This is a genomic window from Sphingopyxis sp. LC81, assembly GCF_000756375.1.
Taxonomy (GTDB): domain Bacteria; phylum Pseudomonadota; class Alphaproteobacteria; order Sphingomonadales; family Sphingomonadaceae; genus Sphingopyxis.
Window position 1 is genome coordinate 121793 of the sequence record NZ_JNFD01000018.1, and the last position, 17645, is coordinate 139437.

The 17645-nt window shown below is 66.0% G+C and carries 19 protein-coding genes; 11 read left to right on the forward strand and 8 right to left on the reverse strand.

The features are described 5' to 3' along the window. Positions 1-22: 22 nt before the first annotated feature. On the reverse strand, positions 23-703 hold the full coding sequence (locus tag FG91_RS09850; protein ID WP_235212002.1) for a Crp/Fnr family transcriptional regulator: 681 nt from the start codon (positions 701-703) through the stop codon (positions 23-25). Positions 704-960: 257 nt separating this feature from the next. Between FG91_RS09850 and FG91_RS09855 the strand changes: the two genes are divergently transcribed. Together FG91_RS09855 and FG91_RS22195 are read left to right on the forward strand one after the other, a co-directional pair. Further along, the gene (locus FG91_RS09855; protein ID WP_037514528.1) at positions 961-2334 is read left to right on the forward strand and encodes a class II 3-deoxy-7-phosphoheptulonate synthase; all 1374 of its coding nucleotides are present in this window, start codon (positions 961-963) and stop codon (positions 2332-2334) included. After that, entirely contained in the window at positions 2331-2501 is a 171-nt protein-coding gene (locus FG91_RS22195) for a hypothetical protein (RefSeq protein WP_162835120.1), read from the forward strand. Before FG91_RS09855 ends, FG91_RS22195 begins: the two co-directional genes overlap by 4 nt. A 13-nt stretch (positions 2502-2514) precedes the next feature. Here the strand turns inward: FG91_RS22195 and FG91_RS09860 are convergent, their stop codons facing one another. Both FG91_RS09860 and FG91_RS09865 read right to left on the reverse strand, forming a co-directional pair. Continuing rightward, positions 2515-4017 (reverse strand): M28 family peptidase, encoded by a 1503-nt coding sequence (locus FG91_RS09860; RefSeq protein ID WP_235212003.1) that lies wholly within the window; start codon positions 4015-4017, stop codon positions 2515-2517. Positions 4018-4081: 64 nt separating this feature from the next. After that, positions 4082-4909, reverse strand: a complete 828-nt coding sequence (locus tag FG91_RS09865) for an HpcH/HpaI aldolase/citrate lyase family protein (protein ID WP_052187472.1) — start codon at positions 4907-4909, stop codon at positions 4082-4084. A gap of 83 nt (positions 4910-4992) precedes the next feature. On the opposite strand from FG91_RS09865, the gene FG91_RS09870 reads away from it, so the two are divergent. Both FG91_RS09870 and FG91_RS09875 read left to right on the forward strand, forming a co-directional pair. Further along, positions 4993-5904 carry an SPFH domain-containing protein gene (locus FG91_RS09870; protein ID WP_037514530.1) on the forward strand — a complete coding sequence of 304 codons (912 nt, stop codon included), beginning with the start codon at positions 4993-4995 and terminating at the stop codon, positions 5902-5904. A gap of 1 nt (position 5905) precedes the next feature. After that, on the forward strand, positions 5906-6352 hold the full coding sequence (locus FG91_RS09875; protein WP_037514531.1) for an NfeD family protein: 447 nt from the start codon (positions 5906-5908) through the stop codon (positions 6350-6352). On the opposite strand, the gene FG91_RS09880 is transcribed toward FG91_RS09875, so the two are convergent. The 3 genes from FG91_RS09880 to FG91_RS09890 form a co-directional block, all read right to left on the reverse strand. After that, positions 6349-6891 (reverse strand): GNAT family N-acetyltransferase, encoded by a 543-nt coding sequence (locus FG91_RS09880; protein ID WP_037514596.1) that lies wholly within the window; start codon positions 6889-6891, stop codon positions 6349-6351. The genes FG91_RS09875 and FG91_RS09880 overlap by 4 nt on opposite strands. A 32-nt stretch (positions 6892-6923) precedes the next feature. Beyond that, positions 6924-7472 (reverse strand): hypothetical protein, encoded by a 549-nt coding sequence (locus tag FG91_RS09885; protein ID WP_235212004.1) that lies wholly within the window; start codon positions 7470-7472, stop codon positions 6924-6926. Positions 7473-7627: 155 nt separating this feature from the next. Then, a complete protein-coding gene (locus FG91_RS09890) occupies positions 7628-8518 on the reverse strand; it encodes a metal-dependent hydrolase (protein ID WP_037514597.1) in 891 nt (296 codons plus the stop codon). 56 nt (positions 8519-8574) lie between these two features. On the opposite strand from FG91_RS09890, the gene FG91_RS09895 reads away from it, so the two are divergent. The 3 genes from FG91_RS09895 (at position 8575) to FG91_RS20970 (ending at position 11244) form a co-directional block, all read left to right on the forward strand. Further along, positions 8575-9183, forward strand: coding sequence for a TetR/AcrR family transcriptional regulator (locus tag FG91_RS09895; RefSeq protein ID WP_037514533.1), 609 nt, complete (start codon positions 8575-8577; stop codon positions 9181-9183). 175 nt (positions 9184-9358) lie between these two features. After that, a complete protein-coding gene (gene obgE / locus FG91_RS09900; protein WP_037514535.1) occupies positions 9359-10399 on the forward strand; it encodes a GTPase ObgE in 1041 nt (346 codons plus the stop codon). A gap of 50 nt (positions 10400-10449) precedes the next feature. Continuing rightward, positions 10450-11244 (forward strand): MipA/OmpV family protein, encoded by a 795-nt coding sequence (locus tag FG91_RS20970; RefSeq protein ID WP_052187473.1) that lies wholly within the window; start codon positions 10450-10452, stop codon positions 11242-11244. Between the two features lie 32 nt (positions 11245-11276). On the opposite strand, the gene FG91_RS09910 is transcribed toward FG91_RS20970, so the two are convergent. Together FG91_RS09910 and FG91_RS09915 are read right to left on the reverse strand one after the other, a co-directional pair. Continuing rightward, complete coding sequence (locus FG91_RS09910) at positions 11277-12299, reverse strand: pyridoxal-phosphate dependent enzyme (RefSeq protein WP_052187474.1); 1023 nt, start codon at positions 12297-12299, stop codon at positions 11277-11279. 106 nt (positions 12300-12405) lie between these two features. Next, entirely contained in the window at positions 12406-12891 is a 486-nt protein-coding gene (locus tag FG91_RS09915) for an Lrp/AsnC family transcriptional regulator (protein ID WP_200878429.1), read from the reverse strand. Between the two features lie 110 nt (positions 12892-13001). Between FG91_RS09915 and FG91_RS09920 the strand changes: the two genes are divergently transcribed. From FG91_RS09920 to sppA, 4 genes are all read left to right on the forward strand, one after another. Next, on the forward strand, positions 13002-13364 hold the full coding sequence (locus tag FG91_RS09920; protein WP_037514536.1) for a hypothetical protein: 363 nt from the start codon (positions 13002-13004) through the stop codon (positions 13362-13364). Positions 13365-13445: 81 nt separating this feature from the next. Further along, the gene (gene proB, locus FG91_RS09925) at positions 13446-14552 is read left to right on the forward strand and encodes a glutamate 5-kinase (RefSeq protein ID WP_037514539.1); all 1107 of its coding nucleotides are present in this window, start codon (positions 13446-13448) and stop codon (positions 14550-14552) included. Between the two features lie 17 nt (positions 14553-14569). After that, positions 14570-15466 carry an NAD-dependent epimerase/dehydratase family protein gene (locus FG91_RS09930; protein ID WP_037514604.1) on the forward strand — a complete coding sequence of 299 codons (897 nt, stop codon included), beginning with the start codon at positions 14570-14572 and terminating at the stop codon, positions 15464-15466. Between the two features lie 180 nt (positions 15467-15646). Continuing rightward, positions 15647-17629 carry a signal peptide peptidase SppA gene (gene sppA, locus FG91_RS09935; protein WP_081940517.1) on the forward strand — a complete coding sequence of 661 codons (1983 nt, stop codon included), beginning with the start codon at positions 15647-15649 and terminating at the stop codon, positions 17627-17629. Positions 17630-17645 lie beyond the last annotated feature (16 nt).

The following is a 17645-nucleotide window of genomic DNA, read 5'->3' on the forward strand; positions in this document are numbered from 1 at the left end:
GCAGTTTCGAGGCCGGGAAAGGCTATGCTCTATAAATTGCCGACTGCTCGGCGATGCGCGTGTTTGCGCTCGCCAGCTTGCCGCGAAGCGCGCGCGCAAAACCCTCGTGAAGCGCGCCCGCGATCCCCGGATTGGCCGCCAGATAGGCGCGCAGCGCCGCGGCGGGAACGAACCACAGCCGCGCATTGCTGCCGAGCGTCACCGTCCCGGTCGCATGCGCGCCGTCGAGCACCGTCGCTTCCCCGATCAACGCGCCGCCCGAAACTTTGCCAATCTCGACGCCGTCGCGCAAAATCGCCGCCTCCCCCTCGGCCAGATAGAAGAGGCTGGGCGCCGCCTGATTCTCACGGATCAGCACCTCGCCGCGCTTCGCCGAAATCCAGTAGCCCTGATCGATCAGGTCGCGCGCGACCGCGGCGCCGAGGCCGGAAAAATGCTGGCGGCGCAATTCCTCTTCCTCAGGCGAAAACTGCACCTTTGTGCCGCGCAGCCACAGCCGCGCCAAAATGGCGATATTGACGACAAGGATCGCAAGCACGAGCACGCCGTAACCAAGATCCGGCCCGCGAAACAATGTCAGCGGCAAGGCAACCAGCGCCGCCGCGGCGAGGCCGATGCGGGCATATTCGATCCGCACGACAAAACTTGTCGCCAGCAGGAGCAGCAGCGCCCCATAGAGGAACCATGCGGAATCGAAACTCATAGCCAATCGCTTCGCGTCGAGACCCAGGCTCGGGTCACGGGTGTATAACGTTGTCGATAGCCAAAAGCCTTGGTCGCGCGCGGCACATCGCATTTCCGCAGCGCGTAACAAACTACCAGTTTTGGTCTCTCAAGAAAAGCATAGGTGCGCAAAGGTCACGATAATGCTAATTTTCGGGTTTGATCGTGCCGGAAACATTGCTTCCGCGCGGCATAGGCGCCATGTGGCGCTCGATTCGAACGCGAAAAGACAGGCATATGACGAAAAACTGGCAACCGCATAGCTGGCGCTCGCACGAGGCCCGCCAGCTTCCCACCTATCGCGACGCCGATGCGCTGGCGGCCGCCGAGCGCGAGCTCAGCAATTATCCGCCGCTGGTTTTTGCCGGCGAAGCACGGGACCTGACCGCCGACCTTGGCCGCGTGGCCGAGGGCAAGGCGTTCCTGCTGCAGGGTGGCGATTGCGCCGAAAGCTTTGCCGAATTCCACCCGAACAACATCCGCGACACCTTCCGCGTCCTCCTCCAGATGGCGGTGGTGCTGACCTTCGCGTCGAAGATGCCCGTGGTGAAGCTCGGCCGCATGGCGGGCCAGTTCGCCAAGCCGCGCTCGGCGGACATGGAAGATATCGATGGCGTCGAACTGCCGAGCTATCGCGGCGACATCATCAACGACATCGCGTTCGAGGAAGCCGGCCGCGAGCCCGACCCGCAGCGCATGGTCAAGGCGTATAACCAGTCGGCGGCAACGCTGAACCTGCTGCGCGCCTTTGCCGGCGGCGGCTATGCCAATCTGCACCAGGTCAACGCCTGGACGCATGATTTCATGGACCGCAGCCCGTGGGCGAAGAAGTATCAGGAAACCGCGGCGCGGATTTCCGAAGCCTTGGCGTTCATGGAAGCGTGCGGTGTGACGCCGGAAACGGTCCCGCAGATCAAGGGCACGAGCTTCTACACGAGCCACGAGGCGCTGCTGCTCCCCTATGAGCAAGCGCTGACGCGGCAGGACAGCTTGACCGGCGGCTGGTACGACACGTCGGGCCACTTCCTGTGGGTCGGCGACCGCACCCGCTTCGAGGGATCGGCGCACATCGAATATCTGCGCGGGATCGGCAATCCGGTCGGCATGAAGTGCGGGCCGAGCCTCGAGCCCGATGTGCTGCTGCGCCTGCTCGACACGCTGAACCCGAACCATGTCGCGGGCCGCATGACGCTGATCACACGTTACGGCCACGATAAGATCGAGGCGCATCTGCCCAAGCTGGTGCGCGCAGTGAAGGAATCGGGTCACCCCGTCGTCTGGTCGTGCGACCCGATGCACGGCAATGTCATCAAGACGCCCAACGGCTACAAGACGCGCCCGTTCGAACGTATCCTCGCCGAAGTGCGCGGCTTCTTCGCGGTACACCGCGCCGAAGGCACGCATGGCGGCGGCATCCATATCGAAATGACCGGCCAGAATGTCACCGAATGCACCGGCGGCGCGATGGACGTGACCCAGATGGATCTCGCCGATCGCTATCACACGCATTGCGATCCGCGGCTCAACGCGGGGCAGAGCCTCGAACTGGCGTTCCTGCTCGCGGAAATGCTCAATCAGGAAATGGCAGATCGGGCGAAACAGGCGGCATGACCGAACGGCGGATTGTCGTGCGCCATGAAGCGATCCGCAACGGGATCGGCTTCGGCAGCGCATTGGCGATCGCGATCAGCTTTACGACGCACAAATCGGTGCTGTGGGCGATCATCCACGGCATCTTCAGCTGGTTCTACGTCGGTTATTTCGTTCTGACCCGCTGAGCGGCGGGCCGGGTTACTTCCCCGGCCACCGCTTCGTATCGGCGAACGCCCGGCCGATCGCGACATGCAGGTCGGCATCTTCGGCCGCGCCGCCGAGCGGGATCTTGTCGGAGAAATTGTCGGCAGCGCTGTGATAATCGCTGCCGAGGAAGGCTTCGAGCAGCTTCATGTCCGAAAAGCTGCCGCCGACCATCAGCGACGTCACGCCCTTGGCGCCGAGCGCCCAGCCGTCCTGCCGCTGGATGAAGGCGTCGGCCTCGCCATCCTCGTCGAGCTTGCGGCCGAGCTTCTTCGCCGCCTCGCGCACCACGGCGTCATAGGCGGGCTTGCCGCGCCCGATCGTCGCGACCGGTGTGCCGCGCGGCGAGATCGCGATCGTGTCGATATTGAGCGCAACGGTGATGTCGGACAGCGGCACGATCGGATGATCGGCGAAATAATGCGCGCCGAGCAGGCCCTTTTCCTCGGCCGTCGTCGCCATGAAATAGATGTCGCGGTCGGGACGCGCCCCCGATCCGAGCCGCTTGGCGACCTCGATCAGCACCGCGATGCCGCTCGCATTGTCGACCGCGCCGTTGCAGATGCGGTCCGCAGCACCCTCGGGCTCGCAAATGCCGAGATGGTCCCAATGGCCAAGGAACAGGATCGCCTTGCCGTCGGGCTTGGCGCCGGGAAGCTTGGCGATGATATTGTTGCTGGCGAAGGGGCGCGCGGCCGATTTCGCCGTGATATCTGCTGTCACCGACAGCACCGCGCCCTTGTATTCGGGCGATTTCGCGGCTTCGCGGAGCGCACCGCCATCCTGCCCCGCCTTTTTGAGCAGCGCATCGGCCGCCTCGAGCGACAGGAAGCCGCTGACCGGCGCGCCGGGCTTGGCGCTCGCGAGGCGCATCGACTTGGCGCCGGCGCTTTCGCGCAGCTGGGCCCAGGGCACTGCGTCGGTCGCGATGACGAGCACCGCGGATGCGCCGGCATCGGCAAGCATCTGGCGCCGTTCGCGATAGCGCGGCAGCTTGTCGCCGAAGGGAACATTGTCGAACAGCATGATCGCGAGCTTGCCCTTGACGTCGGCGTTGACCTTGCCCGCGCCGTCGACGCCATAGCCGACGAAGATGGCGGGGAGATCGGCGAGCGCGACCGACGCATCGCGGCTGCTCAGGATGATCCCGTCATCCTCCAGCGCGAAGTCGCGGCCGTTGACCTTGAACTTCGCACTGCCGCCGAGCGCCTGCGTCTCGACGAAAGGCACCGGCTGGAGCCACGGCGTTGTGCTGCCCGGCACGGCTTCGAGCCCCGCCTTCGCCCATTCGCCGACGATATAGGCGATCGTGCGATCCTCGCCCTCGGTTCCCGGCGCGCGGCCCTCGAACGCATCGCTCGCCAGCACCTTGATATGATCGGCGAGCTGGGCCTCGGTGATCGGCGCGTCGCCCTTGGAAGGCGCGGCTGAAGCAGCAGGAGCGATAGTAAGAAGGGCGATGGCCGCGACCGCGGCGTGGAAACGGGTGGTTTTCATGGCGCCGCCGCATGGCATTTCCGCCGCCCCCCGGCAAGGCGCGTTCGTCGAAAGACGAACGGCGTCAGGCTCGCCCTGCCCGTTCGAGCAGCGCCCGCGCCGCCGCGACATGCATATCCTCGATCATCCGCCCCTCGTGACGCTGCGCCCCGCCCGTCGCCGCGACAACGAGCGCTTCGGCCGCAGCGATCTCGCGTTCCGACGGGGCAAAGGCGGCGTTGCACGGATCGACCTGCGACGGGTGGATCAGCGTCTTGCCATCGAAACCGAGCCGCCGTCCTTCGGCCGCCTCGGCGACGAAGCCCGCGACGTCGTCGATCGCGTTATAGACGCCGTCAAAACCCCACACACCGCCCCCGCGCGCAGCAAGGACGATCGCCTGGATCGCATGGCTCATCGCGCCGCGGTCCATCCCGTCGGGCAGCTTCAATTCGTGCGCGAGGTCGTTGAGGCCCGCGATCAATCCGCTGACTGCCTGATCGGCGGCGATATCGCGCGCGGCATAGATCGCCGCCGGCGTCTCGATCATCGCGAAAATCGGCAGGCCGAGACCGCGCAGCGGGTCGAGATCGAAGGGCGCATCGACCTTCGGAAGCACCACAGCGTCGAGCTGCAACCCGGCGATCGCTGCGATGTCGGCCGCCTGTTCGGCCGTCCCGGTCGCATTCACGCGCACCGCAACGCGCTTGCCCGCAAAGCCTGCCGCCACCGCGGCGCGCATCGCGGCGCGCGCTTCGTCCTTGCGATCGGCGGGCACCGCATCCTCGAGGTCGATGATCAGCATATCGGCGGCAAGCCCGCCCGCCTTTTCCAGCGCGCGCGCGTTCGATCCGGGGACATAGAGCAAGGAGCGCGGCGGATAGTCGGCGCAAGAGAAGTCACTGGGGGTCATACGCTTTTCTGTGGCGCAACCCCGCCGTTGCCGCAATAAGGAAGCGGGTTTGCAAAGTCGCAATTTTGCAAAGGGGACAATGAATGTATTTCGCACTTGCACTGGTAGTTCTGGCACTGGTGTTCCTGATCTGGGCGCTAACCCCGGTCCGGCAGGGCTTTGCCTATACGATCGAACGCTTCGGCCGCTACACGCACACCGCGCAGCCGGGGCTGAACTTCATCATGCCGATCTTCGACCGCGTCGGTCGCAAGGTGAATATGATGGAGCAGGTGCTCGACATTCCGGGCCAGGAAATCATCACCAAGGACAATGCGATGGTCGCCGTCGACGGCGTCGTCTTTTTCCAGGTGCTCGATGCCGCGCGGGCCGCTTATGAGGTCAGCGACCTCTATCTGGCGATCATGAATCTGACGACCACCAATTTGCGCACCGTGATGGGGTCGATGGATCTCGACGAGACGCTGTCGAAGCGTGATCATATCAACGCGCGGCTGCTCGTCGTGGTCGACGAGGCAACCTCGCCCTGGGGGGTCAAGATCACCCGCGTCGAGATCAAGGACATTCGCCCGCCCGCCGATATCTCGAACGCGATGGCGCGGCAGATGAAGGCCGAGCGCGAAAAGCGCGCCAACATCCTCGAGGCCGAAGGCATGCGCGCGTCGGAAATCCTGCGCGCCGAGGGCGAGAAGCAGGGCCAGATCCTGCAGGCCGAAGGGCGCCGCGAAGCCGCCTTCCGCGACGCCGAGGCGCGCGAACGCGAAGCCGAAGCCGAAGCCAAGGCGACGCAGATGGTGTCGGATGCGATCGCGGGCGGCAATGCGCAGGCGATCAATTACTTCATCGCGCAAAAATATGTCGAGGCGGTGAGCCAGTTCGCGACCAGCCCGAACGCGAAGACGATCCTGTTCCCGGTCGAGGCGACGCAGCTGATCGGCACATTGGGCGGGATCGGCGAACTCGCGAAGGATGCGCTCGAACGCAAGGGAGCCTGACATGCCCGATTGGCTGACGAACATGGAACCGCATTGGGCGTGGCTGTCGCTCGGCGTGCTGCTCGCCGCCGCCGAGATCGTCGCGCCGGGCTTCTTCCTGATCTGGCTGGGTGTCGCCGCGATCGCCACCGGCGCGATCGCGTGGATCGTCCCGCTGAGCATCCCCGTGCAACTCGGCGTCTTTGCCGTCCTGTCGTTCATCGCGCTCTATGGCGCGCGCCGCTGGCTGAAGGCGAACCCGATCACCACGACCGACCCGCACCTCAACCAGCGCGGCGGCCGCCTGATCGGTGAAGTGCTGACGGTGACCCAGGCGATCGAGGACGGCCGCGGCCGCGCGAAGGTCGGCGACGGCGAATGGCCGGTGCGCGGGCCCGATACGGCCGAGGGCAGCAAGGTCCGCGTTGTCAGCGCCGACGGCGGCGTGCTGGTGGTCGAGGCGGTTTAGCCGCCCTTCGGACGCGAATAGACCGCGACAACATGCCCCAATGCGTCGCTTTCGCCGATGCGGCGAAAGCCGAGCTTCGCCGACACGCGTTCCGAGGCGTCGTTACCCAGATCGATGATGCAGCGCACTTCCTTGGCGTCGAGGTTCGCGTCGGCCCAGCCGAGTGCCGCGGTCATCGCCTCGGTCGCATAGCCCGCGCCCCAATGATCGGCATCGAACGCCCAGCCTGCCTCGGGCATTCCTTCGAGTTCGGGGATGCCGCGGCAGAAATAGCTTAGCCCGCCCATGCCGACGAGCGCGTCGCTTTGCCGGTCGGCGAACACCCAATAGCCGAAGCCCATCACCGGCCACAGCCCGGCCGAGCTCCGGAACTTGCCCCAGCTGACGTCGGGCGTGCGCGGTTCGCCGCCGATGAAGCGCGTGACGCGTTCGTCGGCCCACATCTCGATATGCACGTCCTTGTCGGACAGGCGCCCCGGGCGCAGGCGCAAGCGTTCGGTTTCGATGACAGGCGGTGCGGTAAAAGCTTTGACGGACATGGGCGCGGGTGTGCCGAAGCCGGCCCGGACGGTCAATCGGGGATCAGATAATGGTCGAACAGGTCGTGCAGCACCGCGGTGCCGTCCACGTGCAGCTTCGCGCGCATCACCGCGAGCGTGTCGACGCGGGCCAGCACATCCACATGGCGAAGCACGCAATGATAGTGCGGCCGGTCCTCAAAATCGTGGAACAGAAAGACGCAGTCGGGTTTGCAGTGGATGATCGCCTGCAACAGGCACGCGACCCGAAAGCGTCCGTCGATCAACACCGCATCGGGGCTGCCCTGCACGTTGCGCCATATATCGGTGTGATAATGCGGCCAGTCGCGGATCCGGCTTTCATCCGCCGGATAGCCCCATTCGCCCACAGGGCCGATGTCGACGTGAAAGGGCGTGAATTCGACGACCTCGCGCCTGACGTCGGCCTGGACCTTGGCCAGCCAGGCGGGATCGCTGTCGACGCTGACGATCCGGCGCACTTGCCGCGCCGCCACCACCGTGCTGCCGCCGCAGCCGAATTCGAGCAGGGATGAACGCCCCGCAAGTTGCAGCTCGAACTGCGTGACTTCGGCCGCGGTCATATGTGGCTGCATTGGTCCCTCCACCGGTGAAGGGATATGAGACCGCATCGGCGGCGTCCAGCGGCTTTGACGTCACCTCTCCGCGGATGAGGCGGCCCAGAAGCAGGGAGAGAGAGAGAACCGCTCTGGACCGCCGCAACCGCGGAGAAGGGCGCTCAGGCGGCGGCGGCGGCCAATTCGGGTTTCGACGAATGCGCCGGCATGATCGCGTCGGCATAATCGCTTTCATATTTGCCGATCAGCGCGCGGTCATCGTGGTTCCACGGGTGGAAGCCCGGCATGAAATAGGAAAGCCAGGGGAAGAAGCTCTTGCGCAGCACCCCGGGCGTGCCAAGCAGATACCACCAGATGCGCGCGGTGACGCGCCAGCCGGTGAGGCCGTCCTGCCGGAGCAGCGCCTTCATCCCCTTCACGCGCTTCGGCCAGAAACGCGTGGTGACAAGCAGCATCATCAGCGACTTGGCCCGCCAGCGCTTGAACCGGCTCCAGTCTTTCGTCGCATGAAGCCAGGTGTCGTACGCCACGCCCTTATGCTCGATTTCCTCGATCGCGTGCCATTTCCACAACGCCGCCCATTCGGGCTCGGCGCCCGCATACATGCTGTCCTCGCGCAGCATCACCGCCGCCATCATCGCGGTATAATGTTCGAGCGCGATCGTCGCCATCAGGTTGACGATCTGCGGGCGCGTCTTGATGAGGTCGAGAACCTGATTCACATCATCTTCAAGCTCCGAAAGATCGTACCCCGCTTCGGCTGCCTTCTTGTTGAAAACGACATGCTCGCGGCTGTGGATCACTTCCTGCTGGGTAAAGGCGCGGATCTCGCGCGCCAGCTTTTCGGGAACGCCGTCGCGGTGGGCCTTCACCGCTTCGATGAACATCGCCTCGCCGCGCGGAAAGGTCACCGACAGCGCGGTGTGGAACGCCGAGGCGATCGGGTCGCCATTGAGCCACCAGCGGCCCTGCTTGTCATCGCGGCCAAAGCGCATGTCGCGCGGCGTAATCGAAAGGTCGGCGGGCGTCGGCGACTGGGAAAGGCTGGACATATGGCTCATACCGTCGAAAAGAGGAGATGGGCCAGCAATAGGGTTTACTTACATATATGTCAATAGTGAAGAAGCGTTTGAGTCCCGAGGAAAGCCGTTCGGCGGCGCTCGAGGCTGCGCGCCAGATTTTGGTCGAAACGGGGCCCGCGGCGGTGACGCTGAAAGCGGTCGCGGCGCGCATCGACCGGACGCACGCGAACCTGCTCCACCATTTCGGCAGCGCCGCGGGGCTGCAAAAGGCGCTCGCCGCCTATCAGGCCGAAACCGTGTGCGCGACGATCGGCCGGAAGATGGCCGAATCGGCGCCGGGCGAACGCAATGTGCGCGAAATCGTCGACCTCGCCTTCGATGCCTTTAACGAGGGCGGCGCGGGCGCGCTCGCGACGTGGATGGCGGCGACGGGCAACGATGATGCGCTCGACCCGATCGTCGATGCGATCCACCGGCTGATCGACGGCATGGCGCCCGACGCGCACGAAAAGCGGCTGATGCACGAAGATACGCTCGCGCTGGTGTTGATGGCACTCGGCGATGCGCAGCTCGGCGGGCCGATGGCCGAGGCGCTCGACCTGCCGCGCGATACCTCGCGCGTGCTCGCGACCGAACTGATTACCGGGCGGATCGCCAAATTCTGGGCCGAGCATGGCGGAAAGCCGCAGGGCTAAGGGCTGGTAATTTTGTGTCGCGCAAGCTAAGGCGCGCGGCAATCCCTTCATTCCGTTCGCATCGAGCGAAGTCGAGATGCCCCTCGGTCATTTGCCCCGATGGGTGTCTCGACTTCGCTCGACACAAACGGGATTGAATGTTTAGTCTCCTGTTTCCGCCGCCAAAGGCCCCGCCATGCATTTCCTCGACCAAGCCAAGATCTTCATCAAGTCCGGCGACGGCGGCCCCGGCGCCGTGTCGTTCCGGCGCGAAAAATATGTCGAATATGGCGGCCCCGACGGCGGCAATGGCGGCAAGGGCGGCGATGTCATCTTCGAAGCCGTTGCCGGCCTCAACACGCTGATCGACTTTCGCTATACCCAGCATTTCAAGGCGAAGCGCGGCACCCCCGGTTCGGGACGCGACCGCACCGGCGCGGGCGGCCCCGACCTTGTCATCCAGGTCCCCATCGGCACCCAGATTCTCGACGATGACGAGGATCGCAGCCTGCTCGCCGACCTGACCAAGGAGGGCGAACAGCTCGTCTTCCTGCGCGGCGGCGACGGCGGGCGCGGCAACGCGAGCTACAAGACGTCGACCAATCGTGCGCCGCGCCAGCATGGACCCGGCTGGCCGGGCGAGGAAATGTGGGTGTGGCTGCGGCTGAAGCTGCTCGCCGACGCGGGGCTCGTCGGGCTGCCCAATGCGGGCAAATCGACCTTCATCAACGGCGTCAGCAACGCGCAAGCCAAGGTCGGCGCCTATGCCTTCACGACGCTGCGCCCGCAGCTCGGCGTCGTCAGCCACAAGGGCAATGAATTCGTCGTCGCCGACATCCCCGGGCTGATCGAGGGCGCCGCCGAAGGCGCCGGCGTCGGCGACCGCTTCCTCGGCCATATCGAACGCTGCCGCGTGCTGCTCCATCTCGTCGACGCGAACGACGAGGATGTCGCGACAAGCTATCGCATCGTGCGCGACGAACTCGAAGCTTACGGCGCCGACCTTACCGACAAGCCGGTGATCGTCGCATTGAACAAGATCGACACGCTCGACGACGAGCTGATCGCCGCGCTGTCGGCCGAACTCGCCGCGGAAAGCGGGCATCCGGTGATTGCACTCTCGGGTGCGAGCGGCGCGGGCGTCCCCGCGGTGCTCGACAAATTGCTCGAGGCGATCGGCCATCCCGAGCCCGGCGAGGACGAAAGCGACGAAGCCCCCGGCTGGTCGCCGGTCTAGGAACGAAACGCCACCGCTGCGAATTTCATGCGGAACAACAAGGATTTCGCATGACCGATCGCACCAAGTTTGCCGCCCTGTTCCTCACCGCATTCGCGCTGGCTTCGGCTCCGGCGAATGCCCAGGAAGGCAGCGAGGCCGGCGAAAAGCGCACGCGCCTGATTCTTGGGCCGCAGCTGTCGCCGTCGTGGCCGGGCGCGGACAAGTTCAGCGTCGGCCCCTATGTCGACTTTTCGCGCACCCGCGACGAGGAATTCGCATTCGAGGCGCACGACGAGACCTTCGGGTCACCGCTTCTCCACGCCGGGAAATTTTCCTTCGGACCATCGTTCGGCTTCATCGGCAAGCGCACCGCCGCCGACATCGGCGCCGACTTGCCCAAGGTCGGTTTCACGATCGAGGCAGGGGCCTTTGCGCAGGTCTCGCCGATCCCCGAACTGCGCGTCCGGCTCGAAGGGCACAAGGGACTCAGCGGTCACAAGGGATGGGGCGGCGAAGTCAGTGCCGATTATATTGCGCGCGAAGGCGACGACTGGCTCTTTTCGATCGGCCCGCGCGTGACGCTCGGCGATGCCAAATATCATCGCGCCTATTTCGGCGTGACGCCCGCCGCGGCGACCACCTCGGGCCTTCCCGCGTTCGATCCGGGCGGCGGCGTCCAGTCGGTCGGGCTCACCGCTGGCTACCTTCGCCAGATCAGCCGGCACTGGGGCATCGCGGTTTATGGCCGTTACGACCGGCTTGTCGGCGATGCGGCCGATTCGCCGGTGACGCGCGAACTTGGATCGCGGAGCCAGCCGTCGGCGGGAGTCGCGCTCAGCTACACTTTCGGCGGATCGCGTTAACGCAACAGAGGCGCCATCCTGATCGGGCTGCGTCAGACACCCTCGGTTACGACAAGCAGGATGCGGGACCCGCGACCGAGCTTTAACCGCACCCGTGCCTCCGCATCGCGCGAAACATGAAGAAGGCCGGCCAGGCCCGTTGCGCCCGACGGGGTGCTCCGGGGACCACCCGCAAGATCGAGCAATTCTACCGCTTGCTCGATCACGCCTTCGTCGACCAGCAGCGGCTCGGCGCCGTATCGTAGCAGCGAGGCCACCGCGGGTGCCGATGCGAGTCCGCAGGACAGCATTTCGGCCGAGGTTTCGAGCGACCCAGGCACGAGGATCGGTGAACCATTTCGCAGGGCCCGCTCGACACACGGCGCCGATTGCGGCTCCACCGTGACCAATTGGCAGAGCCCCTCTTCATACGGGCAGAGTCCTTCCGCCATCGCGGCTGCCAGCCCGCCGACGCCCGCCTGGACAAAGGCGTGAGTGGGATAAGCGGATCCATCGGCGCGAAGTTGGGCGCGAATTTCGAGTGCGATCCGTCCATATCCCTCCATGACCTTGGCAACGACCGGGTCATTCATATCGTCGGTCGTGTCGGCGATGAGCAGGGTATGCACACCGTCGCTTGCCGCGGCAGCAGCGGCGACCGCCTGGTCATAGGTTCCTGCGATACGAATGATGCTGGCCCCCATCGCCTCGATCCGTGCCGCGCGGGCTCCCCCCACCGCAGCGGGAAGATAGATGCGAGCCGGCGCGCCGACGCGGCGGGCGACAGCGGCGACCGCCAGGCCGTGATTGCCGTCGCTCGCACACACCAGCGTGGGAAGCGGCATGGGCAGACGGGCCAGAAAGGTCGGGACATCGTCATGCCCCGTCACGGTTGCGAGCGCCCATAGCGCGGCATGCGCACCGCCCAGCGATTTGAAATTGCCGAGTGGCCTTTCGTTTTCCAGTTTCGCCCATATTTTTGCGACGCCGCATCGCTCCGCGAGCAACGGCAGATCGATCAGCGACGTGGGCCGATCGGACGTCAGATCGTCGGGATGCCGGGATATCTGTTCCATGCCGCTATTCTATCATCGCTCTGGAACGGCAGGCCGTGTTTCGCGACGTCCCCGCGCGGAATTTGGGCAATGCTGCCGGGCACCAGGCGGATTTTCCGCAATCGAATCAATCTTCGGCGATCGGTATCATCAACCCTCTCTTGACCACGCCGAGCGCGACGTTGGTGGTAAAGCGCCGGACATTGGCATTTTCGCTGACCAGTCGCGTCATCAACGCATCATAATCCTCCGTGCTCGGCGCGGTCACGATCAGGATGAAATCGGCCTCGCCCGTCACATAAAAGGCCTGCTGAACATGGTCTTCCGCCGCAAGCCAGCGGCGGAGTTGCGCGAGCAGCTCGGGGCGTTCGCGTTCGACTTGAAGCGCGACCACAAAATAGGTCGGGTTGCCGACAAAGCGGGGATCGAGGATGGCGGTTTCGCGGACAATGGCGCCAAGATCGCGAAGCCGCCGCAACCGGCGCTGGATCGCCGACGGCGACAGGGCAATCGTCTCCGCGAGCTTTTCGGACGTCGCGGTCGCGTCCGATTGCATCGCGGCCAGCAATTGGCGGTCAAAACGATCAAGGTCGGTCGTAGCCATATTCAGCATGATAGGCGCAATTTTCGCCGATTGCCCGCCAATTGACGTCCATCAACGCGGAAAATCGTCGAACGCGCGCACTAGACTGCGCTTTCCCAACCCTCATCCGGAAAGAAACCATGCTCGACCATCTCGAAATCCGTACGCGCCGCATGGACGATTGTGTCGCTTTCTATCGCACCGTCCTCGGCCCGCTTGGCTATGAACTTGCCGTCGATGGCCCGGCCAAGGGATTTGGTCATGAAGGCCGGCTCGATTTCTGGATCGCCGATGGCGATCCCTCGATCGATGTTCATTATGCCTTTGGCGCGCCAACGCGCGCGCTGGTGCAGGATGCCTTCTTGCGGGCCTACGGCAGCGCTGGCCAACAGGATCGCGCCCCCGCACTCGCTCCGCATATCCATCCCAACTATTATGCGGGCTACGCGCGCGATCCCGACGGCCGACTGGTCGAATTCGTCTGTCACTCCGCCGAAGGCTGAGTGAAGCAGCACCCTCCCTATCACGGGCTCGCACCAAGCTAGGCATTGGCGTTACGCCCGCCGCGCGCTATCGGCGGCGGCATGAGCCTGTTTCCGCCCGCCTCCTGCCCCCGGCTGATCGTCAAGATCGGATCGGCCTTGCTCGTCGATCCGTCGGGCGCGGTGCGGCGCGACTGGCTCGTCGGCATCGCTGCCGATATCGCCGAACGGACGCGTGCGGGCCAGCAGGTTGCCGTGGTCTCGTCGGGTGCGATCGCGCTCGGCGCGCGGCGGCTGGGACTGGCGAAGGGCGGGCGCGGGACGCTCGAGGATGCGCAGGCCGCCGCCGCGACGGGGCAGATCGCACTGTCGCAGGTCTGGGCCGAGGTGCTCGGCGCCGAAGGACTGACCGCGGCGCAGATGCTCGTGACGCTCGACGACCTCGAGCATCGCCGCCGTTATCTCAACGCCGCCGCGACGCTCGACCGGCTGCTGAGCCTCGGCGTCGTGCCGATCATCAACGAAAATGACAGCGTCGCGACCGAGGAAATCCGTTTCGGCGACAATGATCGGCTTGCGGCGCGCGTCGCCCAAGCGGCGGCGGCGGGCGGGGTCATCCTGCTATCCGATATCGACGGCCTCTATGACCGCAACCCGGCGCAGGACGGCGCCGTCCATATCGCGCGCATCGAGCGCATCGATGCCGCGATCGAGGCGATGGCCGACACCGGTTCGGCGTCGGGCATGGGATCGGGCGGCATGGTGTCGAAGATCGCGGCGGCGCGCATCGCCAATGCCGCCGGCGCGCATCTCGCGATCGCGTCGGGGCGCATCGACCGGCCGCTGTCGACCGCGGCGCGGCACAGCCTGTTCGTCGCCGACAAGGGCGCGAGCGCGCGCAAGGCGTGGCTCGCGGGCGGGCTTACCGCCAAGGGCCGGATCGAGATCGACGCGGGTGCCGCGAAGGCGCTGCACGGCGGGGCGAGCCTGCTCGCCGCCGGTGTGACCGCAGTCAGCGGCAGTTTCGCGCGCGGCGATATCCTCGACATCGCCGGCCCCGACGGGCGCGTCATCGCGCGCGGCCTGTCCGAATATCCGGGCGCCGACGCCGCGAATATCGTCGGCCTCGGCCGCGACGCGCAGGAGGCGGCGCTTGGCTATGCACCGCGCAGCGCGATGGTGCACCGCGACCATATGGTGTTGCTGTGACCCAACCGGTGCTCGCGATGACCGGCGCGACCGGCTTCGTGGGCGGCGCGACGATGCGCGATGCCGTCGCGGCGGGCTGGCATGTCCGCGCCCTCACCCGCCGCCCGCAACCCGCACGCGACGGCGTGACGTGGATCGCGGGCGCGCTCGATGACAAGGACAGCCTTGCCGAGATGGCGGCGGGCACCGACGTCGTCATGCACATCGCAGGGGTCGTCAACGTACCGACACGCGCCGCCTTCGAGGCAGGGAATGCGACCGCGACCGCCAACGTCGTCGACGCCGCGCGCGGTGCCGGCGTGACGCGCTTCGTCCATGTGTCGTCGCTCGCCGCGCGCGAGCCCGGCATCTCCAACTATGGCTGGTCGAAGGAGCGCGCCGAGGCGGTGGTGATGGCAAGCGGGCTCGACTGGACGATCGTGCGCCCGCCCGCAGTGTTCGGCCCCGGTGATACCGAGATGCTCGACCTGTTCCGCATGGCGCGGCGCGGTATCGCACTGGTGCCAAGCGGGCGCATGTCGGCGATCTATGTCGATGAGCTCGCCCGGCTGCTCGTCACGCTCGCCGCCGACCGCGGCGCGAGCATCGGCCAGATTTACGAGCCCGACGACGGCAAGCCCACCGGCTGGTCGCATCGCGGCTTTGCCCGCGCGGTTGCGCGCGCCGTGGGGCGGCAGCGGCTGTCGACGGTCGCGACCCCTGCCTTGCTGCTCAAGGCCGGCGGACGGCTCGACAAGCTGGTGCGCCGCAGCCGCGCCAAGCTGACCCCCGACCGCGCGCGCTATATCGCGCATCCCGACTGGGTCGCGACCGAAGGCGCGTGCCCGCCCGCCGCGCTGTGGCGCCCCGAGCGCGACACCGACGACGCGCTGGCCGAGACCGTCCGCTGGTATCGCCGCGAAGGCTGGCTCTGAGCAAGATTCCATTCGTGTCGAGCGAAGTCGAGACACCCAGAAGGCATGTCTGGCCGATAGGCATCTCGACTTCGCTCGATGCAAACGGGGATCGGGATCAATAGTCGTCCATGGTGCCTCATCGCCCACCCGTCGAAGCGTGCATTGCCAAGGGCGAGACGCATCCCTAGGTTTGCGGTCATGACCGACACCACCGCGAACACACCCAACGATCCCGCCGGCCCTTGGGCGATCCCCGTGCGCCGGCCGCTGCCCGGCGAGGACAAGCCAAGATCGACGACCAGCTTCCCGCGCAAGGTTTGGCACCTGCTCGTCGGAATCAAGGATGCGCTCGCGCTCATCTTCCTGCTGCTCTTCTTCGTTGCCTTGTTCGGGCTGCTTTCGGGCCGCCCCAATGCCGGCCTGCCCGTCAGCCAGGGCGCGCTGCTGATCGAACTCGACGGGATCGTTAGCGAACAGCCTTCGGAGGTCGACCCGCTCGCGGCGCTGTCGGGCGGCGCGCAGCTCAAGGAAATCCGCGTCCGCGACGTCGTCCACGCGTTGGAAGTCGCCGCCGACGACAAGCGCGTGACCTCGGTCGTGCTCGACCTCGACCGCTTCCTCGGCGGCGGGCAGGTGTCGCTCGCCGAAATCGGCGCCGCGGTCGACAAGGTGCGCGCGAAGAAAAAGCCCGTGCTCGCCTTCGCCACCGCCTACACCACCGACAGCTATCAGGTTGCCGCGCACGCCAGCGAAATCTGGGCCGACGGCATCGGCGGCGTCGCGATCGCCGGACCCGGCGGATCGCGGCTTTATTACAAGGGGTTGATGGACCGGCTCGGCGTCACCGCGCATATCTACCGCGTCGGCACCTTCAAGAGCGCGGTCGAGCCCTTCCTGCGCACCGACCAGTCGCCCGAGGCGAAGGAAGCCGACCTCGCCTATGCCAGCGTGCTCTGGGACAACTGGCTGACCGACGTCAAAAAGGCGCGCCCGGCGGCGAAGCTCGACGCCTTCATCGCCGATACCGCGAGCGCGGTGCGCGCGGCGGGCAACGATCTGTCGAAGGCGTCGGTCGACGCCGGCCTTGTCGACAAGGTCGGCAGCCGCATGGCGTTCAACCGCCGCGTCGCCGAGATCAGCGGCGCCGCCGACGACAGCAAACCGTGGGAATATAATGCGATCCCGCTCGAAAACTGGGTCGCCGCCAACCCGCCCTCGACAAGCGGCAGCACGATCGCGGTCGTCCCCATCGTCGGCGAAATCGTCGACGGCGAGGCGCCGAGCGGCATCGCGGGCGGCGAAACCGTTGCAAAGCATATCCTCGACGCCGCGACCGACAGCAGCGTCAAGGCGATCGTCCTCCGCGTCGATTCGCCCGGCGGATCGGTGCTCGCGTCGGAGGAAATCCGGCAGGCATTGCTCGCCGCGAAAGCGAAGAAGCTGCCGATCGTCGTGTCGATGGCGAATGTCGCGGCGTCGGGCGGCTATTGGGTTGCGACCCCCGCCGACCGCATCTTTGCCGAGCCCGAGACGATCACCGGTTCGATCGGTGTGTTCGGGATCCTGCCGAGTTTCGACCAGGCGCTCGCCAAGATCGGGGTCAACGCCGACGGCATCGCGACCACGCCGCTGTCGGGCCAGCCCGATGTGTTCGGCGGGGTGAACGACGAGTTCAACGCGCTGGCGCAAGCGAGCGTCGAGGACGTCTATGCGCGCTTCACCGGTCTTGTCGCCAAAAGCCGCAAGCAGCCGCTCGACAAGATTCTGCCCATCGCCGAGGGGCGCGTCTGGGCGGGCGGCACCGCGCGCCAGATCGGGCTGGTCGACCAGTTCGGCGGCTTGCCCGATGCGCTGAAGGCCGCGGCGAAGCTCGCGAAGGTCGACGGCGATTTCCACGCGAAATATTTCGAGGACGAGCCGAGCGAATTCTCGAAGCTGCTCGCCAGCTGGTCGGGTGCCGAAAAGGAAACCGCGGCACTCCCGCGCGGCTGGTTCGGCATCGCGGCGATGAACCGCCAGCTCACCGAACGGCGGCTGGTGCAGGACCTGACGATGCTGACGCAGGCGGGATCGGTGCAGGCGTCGTGCCTCGACTGCCGCGCGTACCTCCCCGCCGTCCCGCGGCCGGGTCAGGTCGAGGCGAAGGGGTTCTTCGGGGCGCTGGCGCTGTTGCTGCGCTAAGTCCCCCTCCCGCTTG

What these genes read in the sequence shown, in the direction of transcription:
- FG91_RS09850 (WP_235212002.1), bottom strand. Translation starts at nt 703, where the DNA reads ATGAGTTTCGATTCCGCATGGTTCCTCTATGGGGCGCTGCTGCTCCTG.
- FG91_RS09855 (WP_037514528.1), top strand. Translation starts at nt 961, where the DNA reads ATGACGAAAAACTGGCAACCGCATAGCTGGCGCTCGCACGAGGCCCGC.
- FG91_RS22195 (WP_162835120.1), top strand. Translation starts at nt 2,331, where the DNA reads ATGACCGAACGGCGGATTGTCGTGCGCCATGAAGCGATCCGCAACGGG.
- FG91_RS09860 (WP_235212003.1), bottom strand. Translation starts at nt 4,017, where the DNA reads ATGAAAACCACCCGTTTCCACGCCGCGGTCGCGGCCATCGCCCTTCTT.
- FG91_RS09865 (WP_052187472.1), bottom strand. Translation starts at nt 4,909, where the DNA reads ATGACCCCCAGTGACTTCTCTTGCGCCGACTATCCGCCGCGCTCCTTG.
- FG91_RS09870 (WP_037514530.1), top strand. Translation starts at nt 4,993, where the DNA reads ATGTATTTCGCACTTGCACTGGTAGTTCTGGCACTGGTGTTCCTGATC.
- FG91_RS09875 (WP_037514531.1), top strand. Translation starts at nt 5,906, where the DNA reads ATGCCCGATTGGCTGACGAACATGGAACCGCATTGGGCGTGGCTGTCG.
- FG91_RS09880 (WP_037514596.1), bottom strand. Translation starts at nt 6,891, where the DNA reads ATGTCCGTCAAAGCTTTTACCGCACCGCCTGTCATCGAAACCGAACGC.
- FG91_RS09885 (WP_235212004.1), bottom strand. Translation starts at nt 7,472, where the DNA reads ATGACCGCGGCCGAAGTCACGCAGTTCGAGCTGCAACTTGCGGGGCGT.
- FG91_RS09890 (WP_037514597.1), bottom strand. Translation starts at nt 8,518, where the DNA reads ATGTCCAGCCTTTCCCAGTCGCCGACGCCCGCCGACCTTTCGATTACG.
- FG91_RS09895 (WP_037514533.1), top strand. Translation starts at nt 8,575, where the DNA reads ATGTCAATAGTGAAGAAGCGTTTGAGTCCCGAGGAAAGCCGTTCGGCG.
- obgE (WP_037514535.1), top strand. Translation starts at nt 9,359, where the DNA reads ATGCATTTCCTCGACCAAGCCAAGATCTTCATCAAGTCCGGCGACGGC.
- FG91_RS20970 (WP_052187473.1), top strand. Translation starts at nt 10,450, where the DNA reads ATGACCGATCGCACCAAGTTTGCCGCCCTGTTCCTCACCGCATTCGCG.
- FG91_RS09910 (WP_052187474.1), bottom strand. Translation starts at nt 12,299, where the DNA reads ATGGAACAGATATCCCGGCATCCCGACGATCTGACGTCCGATCGGCCC.
- FG91_RS09915 (WP_200878429.1), bottom strand. Translation starts at nt 12,891, where the DNA reads ATGCTGAATATGGCTACGACCGACCTTGATCGTTTTGACCGCCAATTG.
- FG91_RS09920 (WP_037514536.1), top strand. Translation starts at nt 13,002, where the DNA reads ATGCTCGACCATCTCGAAATCCGTACGCGCCGCATGGACGATTGTGTC.
- proB (WP_037514539.1), top strand. Translation starts at nt 13,446, where the DNA reads ATGAGCCTGTTTCCGCCCGCCTCCTGCCCCCGGCTGATCGTCAAGATC.
- FG91_RS09930 (WP_037514604.1), top strand. Translation starts at nt 14,570, where the DNA reads ATGACCGGCGCGACCGGCTTCGTGGGCGGCGCGACGATGCGCGATGCC.
- sppA (WP_081940517.1), top strand. Translation starts at nt 15,647, where the DNA reads ATGACCGACACCACCGCGAACACACCCAACGATCCCGCCGGCCCTTGG.